Source organism: Gilliamella sp. Pas-s27 (assembly GCF_009795865.1).
GTDB lineage: Bacteria > Pseudomonadota > Gammaproteobacteria > Enterobacterales > Orbaceae > Gilliamella.
Window position 1 is genome coordinate 1 of record NZ_WTEW01000025.1, and the last position, 17643, is coordinate 17643.

12 protein-coding genes are annotated in these 17643 nt (G+C 38.3%); 2 read left to right on the forward strand and 10 right to left on the reverse strand.

The features are described from left to right. The 10 genes from GQ589_RS09610 to parE form a co-directional block, all read right to left on the reverse strand. Window positions 1-85 (reverse strand): GTP-binding protein (locus tag GQ589_RS09610; protein WP_010312103.1); only part of this gene is annotated, 85 nt, incomplete at its 3' end. 69 nt (window positions 86-154) lie between these two features. Beyond that, on the reverse strand, window positions 155-2257 hold the full coding sequence (gene fusA, locus GQ589_RS09615) for an elongation factor G (protein ID WP_160401628.1): 2103 nt from the start codon (window positions 2255-2257) through the stop codon (window positions 155-157). A 108-nt stretch (window positions 2258-2365) separates the two neighbouring features. Further along, complete coding sequence (gene rpsG, locus GQ589_RS09620) at window positions 2366-2836, reverse strand: 30S ribosomal protein S7 (protein ID WP_034915550.1); 471 nt, start codon at window positions 2834-2836, stop codon at window positions 2366-2368. 100 nt (window positions 2837-2936) lie between these two features. Continuing rightward, a complete protein-coding gene (gene rpsL, locus GQ589_RS09625) occupies window positions 2937-3311 on the reverse strand; it encodes a 30S ribosomal protein S12 (protein ID WP_034883792.1) in 375 nt (124 codons plus the stop codon). Window positions 3312-3622: 311 nt separating this feature from the next. Next, window positions 3623-4933 carry an NCS2 family permease gene (locus tag GQ589_RS09630; protein WP_160425864.1) on the reverse strand — a complete coding sequence of 437 codons (1311 nt, stop codon included), beginning with the start codon at window positions 4931-4933 and terminating at the stop codon, window positions 3623-3625. A gap of 201 nt (window positions 4934-5134) precedes the next feature. Beyond that, the gene (locus tag GQ589_RS09635; protein ID WP_160401630.1) at window positions 5135-6709 is read right to left on the reverse strand and encodes a TerC family protein; all 1575 of its coding nucleotides are present in this window, start codon (window positions 6707-6709) and stop codon (window positions 5135-5137) included. 143 nt (window positions 6710-6852) lie between these two features. Then, window positions 6853-8298: a TrkH family potassium uptake protein gene (locus GQ589_RS09640; RefSeq protein ID WP_160425887.1), complete on the reverse strand. Its 1446-nt coding sequence runs from the start codon at window positions 8296-8298 to the stop codon at window positions 6853-6855. A gap of 14 nt (window positions 8299-8312) precedes the next feature. Next, window positions 8313-9158: a co-chaperone DjlA gene (gene djlA, locus GQ589_RS09645; RefSeq protein ID WP_160425866.1), complete on the reverse strand. Its 846-nt coding sequence runs from the start codon at window positions 9156-9158 to the stop codon at window positions 8313-8315. A 1-nt stretch (window position 9159) separates the two neighbouring features. Then, window positions 9160-11388: a DNA topoisomerase IV subunit A gene (gene parC, locus GQ589_RS09650; RefSeq protein ID WP_160425867.1), complete on the reverse strand. Its 2229-nt coding sequence runs from the start codon at window positions 11386-11388 to the stop codon at window positions 9160-9162. Window positions 11389-11415: 27 nt separating this feature from the next. Next, the gene (gene parE, locus GQ589_RS09655; protein ID WP_160425869.1) at window positions 11416-13305 is read right to left on the reverse strand and encodes a DNA topoisomerase IV subunit B; all 1890 of its coding nucleotides are present in this window, start codon (window positions 13303-13305) and stop codon (window positions 11416-11418) included. A gap of 274 nt (window positions 13306-13579) precedes the next feature. Between parE and GQ589_RS09660 the strand changes: the two genes are divergently transcribed. Then, window positions 13580-15013, forward strand: coding sequence for a hypothetical protein (locus GQ589_RS09660; RefSeq protein WP_160425871.1), 1434 nt, complete (start codon window positions 13580-13582; stop codon window positions 15011-15013). Between the two features lie 158 nt (window positions 15014-15171). Further along, window positions 15172-17643, forward strand: a complete 2472-nt coding sequence (locus tag GQ589_RS09665; protein WP_202115072.1) for a DMSO/selenate family reductase complex A subunit — start codon at window positions 15172-15174, stop codon at window positions 17641-17643.

Genomic DNA, 17643 nt, shown 5'->3' on the forward strand with positions numbered 1-17643 from the left:
TTAAAGTTGTTTTACCATGGTCAACGTGGCCGATTGTACCAACGTTAACGTGGGGTTTTGTACGTTCAAATTTTTCTTTAGACATCTTAATGTTCCTTTATTAAATCACTTCCCTTATGTTGCTAAGGGAAGCGTTACTTTATTTAGATAAAAATTATTTCGCTTTACGAGCTTCAATAATTGCGGTTGCAATATTTGTTGGCGCTTCATTGTACTTCAAGAACTCCATAGAGTAAGAAGCACGACCTTGTGTTTGTGAACGAAGGTCTGTCGCATAACCAAACATTTCTGAAAGTGGAACTTGTGCTTTTACTGTTTTACCAGTTGCAGTATCTTCCATACCTTCGATCATACCACGACGACGGTTTAAGTCACCGATTACGTCACCCATATAATCTTCTGGAGTTTCAACTTCTACTTTCATAATCGGTTCTAAAAGCACAGGTTTAGCTTTCATGAAGCCGTCTTTAAATGCCATTGAACCGGCAATTTTAAATGCCATTTCTGATGAGTCAACATCATGGTAAGAACCATCAAAGATAGTAACTTCAACATCAACAATTGGGTAACCAGCAAGAACACCGTTTTTCATTTGTTCTTGACAGCCTTTGTCAACCGCAGGGATGTATTCTTTAGGAACCACACCACCAACGATTTCGTTGTTGAATTTGTAGCCTTCGCCACCCGCTTCCAATGGTTTGATTTTTAACCATACATGACCGTATTGACCACGACCACCAGACTGACGAACAAATTTACCTTCTTGTTCTACTTCATTGCGAATTGTTTCACGGTAAGCAACTTGTGGTTTACCAACATTTGCTTCCACTTTAAATTCACGTTTCATACGGTCAACGATGATTTCTAAGTGAAGCTCACCCATACCAGAAATAATGGTTTGGCCAGATTCTTCATCAGTGTGAACACGGAATGAAGGGTCTTCTTGTGCTAGTCGACCTAAAGCAAGGCCCATTTTTTCTTGGTCAGCTTTAGTTTTTGGTTCAACAGCAACCGAAATTACCGGCTCTGGGAATTCCATTCTTTCAAGAATAATTGGTGCGCTTTCAGCACAAAGTGTATCACCAGTTGTAACATCTTTAAGACCGATTGCAGCAGCGATGTCACCAGCGCGAACTTCTTTGATTTCTTCACGTTTGTTAGCATGCATCTGAACGATACGACCAAAACGTTCTTTTTTATCTTTAACAGAGTTAAGAACGGTATCTCCAGAATTAACCACACCTGAGTAAACACGGAAGAAGGTTAAGTTACCCACAAATGGGTCAGTTGCGATTTTGAACGCTAATGATGAGAATGGTTCGTCATCACTTGAGTGACGCTCAGCCGCTTCACCATTTGGTAGTTCACCTTTGATTGCAGGTACGTCAGTTGGTGCAGGTAAGTACTCAACAACTGCATCAAGCATGAATTGAACACCTTTATTTTTAAAGGCACTACCACAAGTTACTAAGATGATTTCATTAGCAAGTACGCGTTCACGTAACGCTGCTTTAACTTCTTCTTCAGTTAATTCTTCACCACCAAGGTATTTTTCCATCAACTCTTCACTTGCTTCAGCAGCAGCTTCGATTAGGTATGAACGCCATTCTTCAACTTGTTCAGCCATATCAGCTGGTACATCTTCATAAGTGAAAGTTACACCTTGATCCGCGTCGTTCCAGTTAATTGCTTTACGTTTAAGTAAATCAACAACACCAGTAAATCCTTCTTCAGCGCCGATTGGTAAAACTAAAGGCACAGGAACTGCTGCTAAACGCGTTTTGATTTGATCAACAACGCGTAGGAAGTTAGCACCCATACGGTCCATTTTGTTGACAAATGCAATACGTGGAACTTTATATTTGTTTGCTTGACGCCATACTGTTTCTGATTGTGGTTGAACACCACCAACCGCACAATAAACCATCACAGCACCATCTAAAACACGCATAGAACGTTCAACTTCGATTGTGAAGTCAACGTGTCCCGGGGTGTCGATGATGTTGATACGGTGTGGTTCAAATTGTTGACCCATACCAGACCAGAATGCTGTTGTTGCCGCAGACGTGATAGTAATACCACGTTCTTGTTCTTGTTCCATCCAGTCCATGGTTGCTGCGCCATCATGAACTTCACCAATTTTATGACTAACACCAGTATAAAACAAAATACGTTCAGTCGTTGTTGTTTTACCTGCGTCAATGTGCGCACTAATACCGATGTTACGGTAGCGTGCTATAGGGGTTGTACGAGCCATATTAATCCTCTGTTTAGAATCGTTTGCTTAACAATATATCATTTAGGTTGACTGAAAGCAGATAAGGGCTTTCAGTCTTAATTCAAGTCACTTATATAAGTGCGAATATTACCAACGATAGTGTGCAAACGCTCTATTAGCTTCAGCCATACGATGAACATCTTCGCGTTTTTTCACAGCGGTACCTTTGTTTTCAAAAGCATCCATAAGTTCATTCGCTAGGCGTAAAGCCATTGATTTATCGCCACGTTTACGAGCTGCATCCACAATCCAACGCATTGCAAGTGCATTACGACGAACTGGACGCACTTCAACAGGAACTTGGTATGTAGAACCACCAACGCGACGAGACTTAACTTCTACAGTTGGTCTTACGTTATCTAGTGCAACTTCGAAAGCTGCTAAGTGGTCTTTTCCACTACGCTCAGCTAATTTATCAAGAGCTGAATATACGATTGATTCTGCGATAGATTTTTTACCATCTATCATTAAAATATTTACAAATTTCGCCAGTAACTCTGAACCGAACTTCGGATCAGGAAGAATTTTTCTTTGACCGACAACATGACGACGTGGCATTGGAATACTCCGTTTATATGTTATAAATTTTTCAGGTTTACCCAAAACTCAAATGAGTTAAATGGAATGATATAGTTTGGCCTTACTTAACGGAGTTCCATTAAGCTTTAGGTCGTTTTACACCGTATTTAGAACGGCTTTGTTTGCGGTCTTTAACACCTGCACAGTCTAATGCACCGCGAACAGTGTGATAACGCACACCTGGTAAGTCTTTAACACGACCACCACGAATTAAAATTACGCTATGCTCTTGTAGGTTATGACCTTCACCACCAATGTAAGACGTTACTTCAAAACCGTTAGTTAAGCGTACACGACATACTTTACGTAATGCTGAGTTTGGTTTTTTCGGTGTAGTTGTGTAAACACGAGTACAAACACCGCGTTTTTGCGGGCATGCTTCAAGCGCAGGAACGTTGCTTTTCGCTTCCTTTAGTGCTCTTGGTTTGCGTACCAGCTGATTAATTGTTGCCATTAATAAGCTCCTGATTAATTAAAATAAATTTAAAATTGCTTTTTAGATACGTAATTAATAACTGTAGACCAAAACCTATTTTATATAAGTTTTGGGTCGCAAGATTCTAGACCCCAAGGAAGACAATGTCAAGTTTTTACGAACATTAAGCGCTTGATTTTGAGTTTAATTATTACTAAATAATGATTCTATTTTAATGGGAGTATTGGTCGGTATTTTTAGCTGTGAGGTTTGAGAAATCGGTATTTTTATTGGCTGTTTTAACCTATTTTGTCTTTCCCCCACCTAATTGTGGGTGGGGGAATTACTTATTAATGATGATCAATAAAGATAAATTTCAAAGCAAAAAGTAGTGCAAAAATAATCACACAAAGATTTAGATCTTTAAATTTACCCGTAAAGGTTTTTAGTACGACATAGGAGATAAAACCAAGTGCAACACCTTCAGTGATGGCAAAAGCAAACGGCATCATGATTGCAGTAATAAAAGCTGGTGTTGCTTCGGTTAGATCAGACCAGTTAACTTTCACTAAACTTGACACCATTAAAATGCCAACAAAAATAAGTGCGCCTGATGTTGCATAGGTAGGGACTAAATGCGCTAGTGGTGATAAAAATGTCACTATTAAAAATAATATACCGACAACAACCGCAGTTAACCCTGTGCGTCCACCGACTGAAATACCCGCTGAACTTTCGATATAAGTTAATACTGATGATGTCCCAAATAATCCACCTAAAGAAGAGCTAAAACTGTCGATTAAGAGTGCTTGACGCATTTTAGGGAATCGGCCTTTTTCATCACTAATTCCTGCTTTGTCTGTTAGCGCTAAGATGGTGCCTGAAGAATCGAATAAACTGACAATCATTATCGAAAATATCACACCCATAATACCAATATTTAGTGAACCAGCCAAATCAACATGGCCAACAACGCTAGTCACACTAGGTGGCATAGATATAAGACCTTGGTAACTGATATTTGGATCAAGCCATAATGCAAGCAGTGTTACCACCAAAATCGAAATTAATACGGCAGCGTGAAAGTTGCGAGCGGCTAAAATAACAATAATGAAAAAACCAAGCGAACCTAACAAGACTTTAAGCGATAAAATATTGCCCATGGTCAGTAATGTTGCGGGTGATGCAACGACAATGCCCATGTTTTGAAAGCCCATAAAAGCAATAAATAACCCAATACCAGCGCTAATGCCTACACGTAAGCATTGTGGAATGTGCTCAATTAGCCAGTGACGAACTTTAAATAGTGACAACGCAAAAAAGATTAATGAACCCCAAAATATGGCACCCATACCCACTTGCCAAGAGTAGCCCATTGCACCACATATTCCATAGGCAAAAAAGACATTAAGTCCCATAGCAGGAGCGAGTGCTATAGGTAAGTTAGCAAATAAGCCCATTAAGATTGTTGCAAAGGCTGTAACTATACAAGTTAATACAAATACTGCTGAGGTATCCATGCCCGTTGCCGATAAAATTGAAGGGTTTACAAAGATGATATAAACCATTGTTAAGAAGGTGGTACAACCAGCGATAATTTCAGTACCGACTGTGGTTTTTTTTTCTTTCAATTGAAATATTTTTTCGAATATAGAATTCATAAGTTAAAGCCCAATTGTTATTGATAAGTATGAGTGAAAGTTTGTAACGTGTATTACCTATTTTTACCCAAAAAATAAAAAAAGATGAGAAGTCATTACCCCACACCTTTTTTATAAATAAAAATTTTACCGGTTTATTATTGTCAGTTATTTATTTTGGTCAAGCGTTATTCTACTCGATGTCATGCACTAGCCTTAAAACTAAGACGATACTGAATCAGTTTTATTTAATGTAATTTTTACTTTCAGGATGCGATGACTTTCTACTTCGGCAATTTCAAATAAATAACCATCAATCTCGATTTTTTCGCCAACATTAAGGAGATGTTGTGCTTTTTCCATTAATAGTCCTGCAAGCGTATGATATTCACGTTTATCATCGATAGGAATTGGCACAAATCTGACGAGTTCTTCAACTGGAATATAGCCATTAGCAATCCAAGTGTTATCGTCTAGGCATTGAATATCGTGTTTAGCGTCAATTTCCTCTTCTTCAGTTGGAAAATCACCCGCAATGGTTTCGATAATGTCTGTTACCGAAACAACCCCTTGCATTGAGCCAAATTCGTCAACTACAAAAGCAAAGTGAGTTTTGGCTTGTTTAAATTGATCTAATGCAACCAGTAACGATACCGTTTCAGGAAAGATCAGCGGTTGTTTGATAAGCGAGTGAATATCAATAGGTTCTTTATTTTGTAGTATATCTTTTAATAGATCATTAACTTGAATAATACCTAGTGGTTCATCGATTGAGGCATTATCGGTAACGACTAAACGTGAGTGTGGATTTTCGAAAATTTCTTTGATAATAATGTCACGCTCATCATTAATATTGATCATATCCACATTGAGTCTTGATGTCATTATGCTACTGACTGAGCGTTGCGCAAGACCAAGGACTCGTTCAACCATACTTAATTCTTGATGATTAAACACAGGTTCTTTTTTGTTGGTATCAGAAGCTACATCCACAGCGTTAATATCTGGGTCTTCTTCGGCATCGCCTTTCAGTAGGTGTAAGATTGCTTCGGCAGTACGTTCTCGTAATGGTTTTTTATTTAATGCTTTTCGACGGTTAAAAATAGCTAATTGATTGAAAAACTCAATCATAATAGAGAAGCCAATCGCCGCATATAGATAGCCTTTTGGAATCATAAAACCAAAACCTTCGGCAACCAGACTAAAGCCAATCATCAATAAAAAGCTTAAACAAAGAATAACAATAGTTGGGTGAGCATTGACAAAATAGGCAAGTGGTTTACTTGCAACCATCATAATAGCAATAGCAATACACACCGCAATAATCATGACGGGAATATGTTCAACCATTCCAACCGCTGTAATGACTGAGTCTAACGAAAAGACCGCATCAAGTACGACTATCTGTGCTACAACAGTCCAAAAGTGTGAGGTTTTTTTCGGTTTACCGTCTTCGTGTGATGACCCTTCAAGACGTTCGTTGAGCTCCATTGTTGCTTTAAATAGTAAAAATACTCCACCGATTAACATAATCAGTTGGCGCGCATTAAAGCTAATTCCGGATATCGAAAATAATGGGGTTGTGAGCGTAACTAACCAACCTGTAAACATTAATAACAATATTCGTGTAATTAATGCAAAGGCAAGACCAGTAACGCGGGCTTTATCTCGTTGATGGGGTGGAAGTTTCTCGGCAAGGATGGCAATAAAAACAATGTTATCAATACCAAGGACGATTTCAAGTACAACCAGAGTGGATAAGCCAATCCAGATTGTAGGATCCATGATCCATTCCATATGTCAGGTGATTACCTCTAATAAATACAGCACATGCTGCACTGTAATTCTGTCTGTAATTTACTAAATAATCAATAAAATATTTATAAAAATTACCTATTTTGTCAAAAATCTTCAGGGAAGGTATGCATTTTAGTATAAAATTAACTTCGCCAAAAAGTAGGCGTAAATAAAACTAGTAAGGTAAATATTTCTAAGCGCCCAAACAACATATCAACAACCATTACCCATTTAACAACATCACTTACGCCAGCAAAAGTGTCGCTTACATTACCAAGCCCTACACCTAAATTATTAAGTGATGAAGCAACAATGTAAAAAGAATTAGTTGCATCAATACCCGTTGCCATAATAATAAACAAGCTGACTAAAAAGACTAATGTATAGGCCGAAAAAAATCCCCAAACAGCTTCAATAATACGTTCAGGAACAACACGATTATTTAATTTTAAGGTATAAATTGCGTTAGGGTGAATAAGGCGTTTTAATTCACGCGAGCCTTGCATAAACAAAATTAACACACGAACCACTTTTAATCCGCCACCTGTAGAGCCTGCGCAACCACCAATAAATGATGCACATAATAAGAATATAGGTAATGATGACGGCCATGTGTTGATATCATCGACGGTAAATCCGACTGTTGCTGTTATCGATACAACTTGCAATACTATTTTATCTATACTTAATTTTCGTTCTGGTTGATAAACATAAATGCCAAATGCACAGATGGCAATTAAAATCGCTAAAATAAAAATAAAGGTTCTAAACTCTTGATCCCGCCAGTAAACTTTGATTGAAAACCCGCTTAATGCGGCAAAATGTAGTGCAAAATTACAACCTGATAAGATTAAAAAGAGGGTGATAATATAATTAATTGTAGCGCTATTGAAATAAGCAAGGTTATCATCGTGCGTTGAAAAACCACCCATTGAAATGGTTGAAAAGCTATGTGAAATGGCATCAAAAACATTCATACCCGCAAACCATAAACAGATCGCACAAAGCGTAGTAAGCAAAATATAAATTGACCAAAGTGTTTTTGCTGTTTCGGCAATACGAGGGCGCATTTTGCTGTCTTTTTGTGGACCAGGAATTTCGGCTCGATAAAGTTGCATTCCCCCAACGCCCAATAAAGGTAAGATGGCAACAGCAAGCACGATAATCCCCATACCACCAAGCCATTGCAATAACTGACGGTAAAAAAGTAACGCTTTAGGTAGATGATCTAATTTAACAATAGTGGTAGCGCCAGTGGTAGTTAAACTTGAAAATGATTCAAAAAATGCGTTGGTTAAATTTAGATTGATATGCGTATCAAAGATAAAAGGAAAAGCGCCGATTGTACCTAACACAACCCAAAATAGCACAACGATAAGAAAACCTTCACGGCTATTTAGTTCGTGGCGATGATGACGATTAGGCAACCATAATAAACATCCTAAAATCAGTGCCGCAAAAAATGAGCGCACAAAGATTGCACCAGCGCCATCACGATAGATTAATGCCACTAGTGCCGGTAATAGCATGAATATCGATAGCAGGGCAATTAATAATCCAATGATTCGAATAATGGAGCGCCAATGCATCATAATAATAGTCTCTACTTAAATCCACGCGATGCTTTGATAATGTCATAAGCAGCTTGAATTTCTTGTGCTCGTTTTTTGGCAGCTTCAAGCATCTCTTTAGGTAAGCCTTTAGAGACTAATTTGTCGGGGTGATGTTCGTTCATCAATTTTCGATAAGCTCTTTTAATTTCTGATATTTCAGCTGTCGACTCAACGCCTAAAATTTTGTAAGCATTTTGTAGATCGGATTGCGCTGAACGGCCTTGATAACCACCATAGCGATTATTGTGTTGATATTGACCTTGCTGATCTTGTTGGCCTCTATAGCTATTTTGACGAAAATGGTAACTTCCCATCATCATTTGGATATATATTGCCATTTGTTGACGTGGAATATGAAATTCTTCAGCAACAATGAAAAGAATTTGTTGTTCTTTGTCATCCAAAATACCGTCAATTAATGCAGCTTGGATCAGTTGTTCACAAAAAATATTTAAAACATTACGTCGGTAACGATATTGTGAGTATAGTTCAGCTAAACGCGATCGCAAAGGATAGTCACTTGCTTTACCACGATTAAATGACTCTTGAGCTAGTTTGCGACTGCTACTATCAAGTTGTAGTCTGTCCATAAATTGACTGGCAAGATTAATATCATCTTGTGTTACCACGCCTTTGGCTTTGCTTAAATGACCAAGCACTTCAAACACAACCGTTAGATAAAGGGTTGGGTTTGCTTGTGTTCTTTGTTCGGTCAAGGTGTTGCAAAGTTTGCGGTAAAGCATTGGTCCAATAAAAAGTCCAAGGAAAAACCCCCATCCTGTTTTTAATACAATGCTTAAAACAAACCCTGTAATGATTGCCCAAATAAAAGACATATTATTCGTTTACCTCAATTTGATCTATCTTTTGCAAACCTCGTGGTAATGCGGTTCCTTTTCGTGCTCGTTCTGCTTTAAATTTTTGTAAATCATCAGGATGTAACGTAAGTTTGCGTTTACCAACATATAATGTTACTGATGTTTCTGGTGTAATGAACATCATATAAGAAAGGCTATCGTTTGCGCCAGATAGCGACACAATTTTATTTCCTTTCCCTTTAGCAAGTTCAGGTAAATCTTTTACAGGGAAAATAAGCATTCGTCCTGCTTTAGTAATCGATAACAACAAGCTATCTTCAGAAGGAATCTCAATTGGTGCAAGAATGCTGGAATCTTTAGGTAAATTGATAATAGCCTTACCGTTGCGATTGCGAGCGACTAAATCGCTGAACTGACAAATAAAACCATAGCCTGCTGTTGATGCCAGTAAAAATTTTTGATTATCATTTTGCGACATCAAAACATGATCAACTGTTGCACCAGCAGGTAGGGCTAGTTTACCAGTTAATGGTTCACCTTGGCTTCGTGCTGAAGGTAAGGTGTTGGGATCTATGGCATAGCTACGACCGGTTGAATCGATAAAAATAACGGGTTGATTGCTTTTTCCTTTAGCTGCTGCTTTAAAACTATCACCCGCTTTATAACTTAAACCAACCGGATCAATATCATGGCCTTTAGCTGTTCTGACCCAGCCCATTTCTGATAGAATCACAGTAACCGGTTCTGACGGAGTTAATTCTTGTTCACTGATCGCTTTGGCTTCGCTACGCTCAACAATTGGTGAACGGCGTTCATCACCATATTTTTCAGCATCTTCTTTTAGCTCTTTTTTAATTAAATTACTCAGTTTTTTAGGTGAAGCTAATAAAGCTTGCAAGTGATCACGCTCTTTAGCTAGCTCACTTTGTTCTCCTTTGATGCGAACTTCTTCAAGTTTGGCTAAATGACGAAGTTTTAATTCTAAAATTGCTTCGGCTTGAATATCAGTTAATGCAAAACGGCTCATTAACTCTTGCTTAGGCTCATCTTCGTTGCGAATAATATCGATGACTTCATCGATGTTTAAAAACGCAATCAATAAACCATCAAGGATATGCAATCGTTTTAATATTTTATCTAATCGATAATTTAAGCGGCGAGTAACAGTGTTTTTACGATATTCTAGCCATTCAGTCAAAATATCGACCAAACCTTTTACTGATGGACGATTATCTAGTCCAATCATGTTCATATTAACTCGGTAGCTCTTTTCAAGATCGGTTGTGGCAAATAGATGATTCATTACCTGTTCTAGATCAACACGATTAGAACGGGGTACTATGACCAAGCGAGTTGGATTTTCGTGATCAGACTCATCACGCAAATCTTCAATTAATGGAAGCTTTTTAGCTCGCATTTGCGAAGCGATTTGCTCTAAAATTTTGGCGCCTGAAACTTGATGTGGCAGATCGGTAATAACAATATCACCGTCTTCTTTTTTCCACACCGCACGCATACGAATTGACCCACGCCCTGTTTTGTAGATCTTTTCGATATCGTCACGTGGCGTGATAATTTCGGCCTCAGTTGGGAAATCAGGCCCTTGTATATGAGCCATCACTTCGCTGAGTGTCGCATTCGGATTATCAGCCAACATCATCACCGCATTTGCTACTTCACGAATGTTATGAGGTGGAATATCAGTTGCCATACCAACCGCAATCCCTGTTGTGCCATTTAATAAAATATTTGGTAATCTGGCTGGTAGCATTTTAGGTTCTTGTAAGGTACCATCAAAGTTTGGTGTATAATCAACCGTTCCTTGACCTAGTTCACCTAATAATAGCTCAGCATATTTTGATAAGCGTGATTCAGTGTAACGCATAGCCGCAAATGATTTAGGATCATCAGGTGCCCCCCAGTTACCTTGACCATCAACTAAAGGGTAACGATAGGAAAACGGCTGAGCCATCAGTACCATAGCTTCGTAACAGGCACTATCACCATGAGGATGATATTTACCAAGCACATCACCCACGGTACGGGCTGATTTTTTGAATTTAGCTTGCGCATTAAGCCCTAATTCTGACATGGCATAAACAATACGCCGTTGCACAGGTTTTAAACCATCTCCAATAAAGGGTAGCGCACGATCCATAATGACATACATTGAGTAGTTTAAATAGGCACTTTCAGTGAAGGTGCGTAGTGACTGGGTTTCTACTCCGTCATGAGTTATCTCACTCATTATTGTTCCTCTAAATCATTCTGTTTATTAGACATCAAGTTCAACTTGATCGCCTTTTTCTTGTAGCCATTCACGGCGATCTTCTGAGCGTTTTTTAGCAAGTAGCATATCCATCAGTGCCATCGTTTGTTCGACATCATCAAGAGATAGTTGCACTAAACGGCGTGTGTTGGGATCCATTGTTGTTTCGCGAAGTTGTAGCGGATTCATTTCACCAAGACCTTTAAAACGTTGTACGTTTGGTTTGCCTTTTTTGCGTTTTAGCTGTTCTAAAATGCCTTCTTTTTCTTCTTCATCTAGAGCGTAATGGACTTCTTTTCCTAAATCGATACGGTAAAGTGGAGGCATTGCAACAAACACATGTCCATGTTCAACCATTGCACGAAAGTGGCGAACAAATAACGCACAAAGTAATGTAGCAATATGTAGCCCATCAGAATCGGCATCGGCTAAGATACAGATCTTACCATAGCGTAATTGGCTTAAATCATCACTATCGGGATCGATACCAATAGCAACTGAAATATCATGAATCTCTTGTGAACCCAGCACCTCGTCAGATGAGACTTCCCAAGTATTTAAAATCTTACCTTTAAGTGGCATAATTGCTTGAAACTCACGATCTCGGGCCTGTTTAGCTGAACCGCCTGCCGAGTCCCCTTCCACTAAAAATAGTTCAGTACGACTTAAATCTTGCGATGAGCAATCAGCCAGTTTCCCGGGTAGTGCAGGACCACTAGTCAGCTTTTTACGAATAACCTTTTTAGAGGCTTTTAAACGTTTTTGCGCGCTTGAAATCACCATTTCGGCCAGTAGTTCGGCTAATTGAACATGTTGATTTAACCAAAGGCTAAAAGCGTCTTTGACAATTGCCGACACAAAGGCCGCACATTGGCGTGATGATAAACGCTCTTTAGTTTGACCCGCAAATTGAGGCTCTTGCATTTTAACTGAAATAACGTAAGCACAACGTTCCCAAATATCATCAGCGGTTAATTTCAAGCCTCGTGGTAATAAATTACGAAACTCACAAAACTCACGCATGGCGTCTAACAACCCTTGGCGTAAACCATTGACATGCGTACCACCTTGAACGGTTGGGATTAAATTAACGTAACTTTCAGTTAATAGTTCGCCACCTTCTGGCATCCAAAGCAACGCCCATTCTACGGCTTCTGTTTCGCCAATGTGGTTACCAGCAAATGGGGTTTCAGGTAAAAGTACATAACCACTTACCGACTCCATCAAATAGTCCTTTAACCCATCTTGATAGCACCAGCGTTGTTCGGTATTGTTAATTTTATCTTTAAAAGTAATTTCAAGACCAGGGCAAAGAACTGCCTTGGCTTTAAGTAGATGCGACAAACGTGGTACTGAAAATCGTGGTGAATCAAAATATTTTTCGTCTGGCCAAAAATGTACTTTTGTGCCCGTATTACGACGCCCACATGTCCCTGTGATGTGTAAATCTTCAACTTTATTGCCATTTTCAAAGGCCATCTCATACACTTGTCCATCACGGTGAACAGTGACTTCAACGCGTTTTGATAATGCATTTACTACTGAAATACCAACACCATGTAAACCGCCAGAAAACTGATAATTCTTGTTTGAAAACTTCCCACCAGCATGTAAGCGACAAAGTAATAACTCAATCGCTGGTACACCTTCTTCTGGGTGAATATCAACAGGCATGCCACGTCCATCGTCAATTACTTCAAGCGAATTATCTTCATAAAGCGTTACTTTGATTTGGCGAGCATGACCTGCAATGGCTTCATCGACACTGTTATCAATGACTTCTTGACCTAAATGGTTTGGGCGAGCTGTATCGGTATACATACCTGGGCGATGACGAACAGGATCAAGCCCTTTTAATACTTCAATATCAACAGCATTATAAGTAGATTGCGACATAGTTTTTCTATTTATTTTAATAAATGGCAGTTATTATACCAACCTTTGAAGCATAAGACCAAGCGCAATGGTAAAGGAGTTCATTTGAAATATTAAACTTTAAAAGTTATTAATAAAGTATAATAAAACAGTTATACTTTACATAGTTTTTATTTTTTGTCGGTATTAATACAAAGTGTTAATACTGATTTTTATTAAAAAATAAAAATCATAAAATAAATATAGGGAATAAAAATAGTAACTAACTATTTAATCGGATGGAATTATTAGTAAAATGAAATTTGTATTGCATTATTTTATATTAACTTTATTTTGTATAACTTGTCATATACGCTATGTGAATGCGTTATCAGCCACTACCTCAAATACGATACACGGTCATGCGCCCTACCTAACTTTTGATGGTGGCGCAACAAAAAGCGATATTAAATCATTATTAGGTATCAGGTTGTCTAATGGGCAAGCATATATACCAGAGGGTGGAGAGTCAAGCTTATATCCTAATGCGACAGTAATTGATTATTCTGATGTAATTGATCTACCAGATGGTATGGATACCTTTGATAGTGTTGAAACACTGGTTCCTTTATCAGGCAATAGTAATTACCCAAATATTGCATTAAACGATTTGATTAGTACTAATCATTATTGGTACGATGAAGATGGTGATGATAATATTGATATAAGCGGTAGTTTACGACTGACGTGGTATGACGTAAGCGGTAATAATGTTACTGATATCGTCAAAGAAAATCCAACAAGTAAATTTGACCCTTGTTTTGTACCTTATCGCTTGAATCTGTACGTAACGAAAGTTCAATTATCGACCCAGTATGGAGAACCAAGAGAAAACAATATTGGTCCAGAATGGGGGAGTAGCCACACTTATTCATTTAACCCGAACATGAAAACAAATCGTGCGCGTGTGTGTTTTGCTACACCAGATGATACATATGGTATGAGTGGTAAAAATTGGGATTCATCACAAGGACTTAAAATAAAAGATGTTGATAATCCTGAGGAAAATTTTCCAACAACGGGGTTAAATGAGGCTAGCTTTTATTTGCAGTTAGTAGGTACTACACCAGAACAAGTGATCAATGCTAATGGTACGACTGTTTCGGCTGTTAGTGGTAGTAGTTTGGTTAGCTTGTTATTAAGTTCAGACGAAGCACGATTAAAGATAACCTTAAAAGGTCCTAATAAAGATTCAATTAACAAAAGCTTTAGCCCGTCGCTCTTTAAACTTTATGCTGATAGTCAACATAGTCAGTTACTTTATAGCTTTAAGATAGAACGTTGGTATATTATTAAACCTATTGATTATAATGATAATGATAATAATCAAGGTATGGTTGATTATGGTCATGCTCAAGAATTTTGTCGTGATTTAGGGGGAAATTATCGGCTTGCTGGTATTGCTGATTATACCAATGCAAATTATGAACCTAGTTGGATGTTAGGCGCACCAGGGCAACGAAATGAATTTCGTAGGCAACTTAGCTATAAAAGTAATGGTAGATGGATAGGTGGATTGTTTAATGAGTGGGGTAAATCATTTGGTTTTGAGGATAATAATCCGATAGGTTATATGTTTTGGACATCAGATTCAGATGGTAGTAAACAATACTTAGTAATGCGTAATAATGGTGCTATTTTTCTTACGGATCCGAGTAACTTTTTAACCCCCGCATGTGTAACACCTTAAAAAGTCTTGTTTATTAAATAACGCAAGTAAAGAGTATTAGTAATTTTGTGCACTAATGCTCTTTTAAAAAGAGATTGACTAATTTTGTTGTTTTGAGTTTGTTTATTTGTTTTTTAGTATTATTATCAACAAATCCCATATCAATATTAGGGAATAATGTGAGCAAATCAAAAAATAAAATAAGTCGACGTGATTTTTTACAAAAATCATTAACCATTGGTAGTGTAGTCGCCTTAACCAGCAATATGCAATTACCTTTTGCTTATGCTGAGCCAAATACCAATGTTAACGGCAAAACGGTTACTAATAACCCCACTAACCAAGAGCAGATTTTTTATAGTGCATGTTTAGTTAACTGTGGTAGCCGATGTCCATTAAAAGTTCATGTCAAAAACGATATTATCACCAAAATATCATCAGAAGACGGTATTAATGATCCAATTTTTGGTCAACACCAAATTCGCCCTTGTTTACGTGGGCGCTCAGTTCGATGGCGCACTTACGATCCTGAACGCTTAAAATACCCGATGTTACGAATTGGTAAGCGTGGCGAAGGTAAATTTAAACGGATTTCGTGGGATGAAGCAATTAACTTGTTAGCCGATAAACTCAAATATACCATTAATAGCTATGGCAATGAGGCAATTTATTATCAATATGGATCAGGAACCACAGGCGCTAATATTTCTGGACGCAATGCCTGTAAACGTTTTTTAAACAGCATTGGAGGTTATCTTAATTATCATGGTGACTATTCCAGTGGACAGATTTCGGCTATTCGACCTTATATTTATGGTAATGCTAAAGAGTCATTGATTGATCAAATAAAACACGCTGATTTGGTCGTGATGTTTGGGCAGAATATTGCCGAAACTCGCATGTCTGGTGGTGGGCAAGTTACTGAGTTATTTAACGCATTATCGCAAAGCAAAGCACGAGTTATTATTATCGACCCTAGGCGTAATGAAAGTGTTGTGGGGTATAATGCGGAGTGGATCCCAATTATTCCCGGAACCGATGCGGCACTTGTTGCAGCAATCGTTTATGCATTACTTGAACAAGACCGTATTGATGATGCAATGCTTAACCAATATTGTGTAGGTTGGAATGCTGATTCTTTACCTGACAGTGCACCACCTTTTAGCGATTATAAGTCCTATATTTTAGGATTAGGTAATGACCGAACGCCAAAAACGCCTGAATGGGCGGCTCAAAAAACGGGTATTGCAGCTACGCAAATTCGCAAACTTGCGATGGATATCGTAAACGCTAAAGCAGCTTGGATATCACAAGGATATGGTGTACAACGTTGGCAAAATGGCGAGCACACAGCCAGAGCAATTATGCTATTGCCAATTATCGCTGGGCAATTTGGTAAACCGGGTACTAACATTGGTACTTGGGGGGGGAGTGTTACTTATCCTGTTCCAAGTTTAAGTATTCCCAATCCAATAAAAACCAGTATTCCTTTCTTTTTGTGGACAAAGGCGATTGATGACCCATTAAGTCTAACAGCAAAAAATGCCTATTTACTTGGTAAAGATAAATTAGATGTTGGCATCAAATTTATTTGGAACTACGCTGGTAATGTAATGGGAAATCAGCATTCTGATCTTAATCGTACTCACCAAATTCTACAAGATGAGTCTAAATGTGAGTTCATTCTTGTTTGGGATACGCATATGACCGCATCAGCAAAATATGCAGATTTAGTCTTGCCCGATGTTTCCTCGGTTGAAAGTAACGATTTGATTAATAACTCTTATGCATCGGGTGCTTATCACTACCTTATTCGTATGCAACGCGCAATAACACCACTTTGGGAAAACCGCCCAGCTTATGAAGTATTAACTGAGCTGTCTATAAAAATGGGCGTAAAGGACAAATTTACCGAAGGGCGAACGCAAGAAGATTGGATAGCTTATTGTTATGAAAAACTACGCAAAAACGAACCCCATTTACCGCCTTTTGCCAATACTGATGGTATGGGGGTTATTGATCGCAAACTAGCTGATAGCGATACCCAAATTGCACTAAACGCCTTTCGAGACGATCCTATTAAAAACCCATTAAATACACCATCAGGAAAAATAGAAATCTATTCAGAAGCATTAGCCACCATCGCTAATGAATGGGAACTCGATCCAGACGATGTTCTTCACCCTATTCCTGCCTATTTACCTGCCATTGAAGGCAGTGAAGATAAAACAAAACGTGAAAAATATCCATTGCAACTTATTGGTTTTCATACCAAAGGTCATTGTCATTCTACTTATAGCAACTTACCACAACTAAGCGAAGCGGTAGCCAATAGCCTTTGGATTAACCCATTTGATGCCAAACAAAGACAAATTAAACATGGTCAATTAGTTGAGGTTTACAACGATCGTGGACGGCTTTATATTCCCGCCAAAGTTACACCACGGATATTACCGGGTGTGGTAGCAATACCTCAAGGTATGTGGGCAAAAACTAATGCATCAGGGGTTGATATTGGCGGGTGTATTAATCGTTTAACTTCGTTGCGTCCAACAGTGTTGGCTAAATCAAATCCACAACATACTAATTTGGTCGACGTAAAACCATTATCGGCTGCATCATCGACATTGCCAGTAACAAGGAGGCAATAA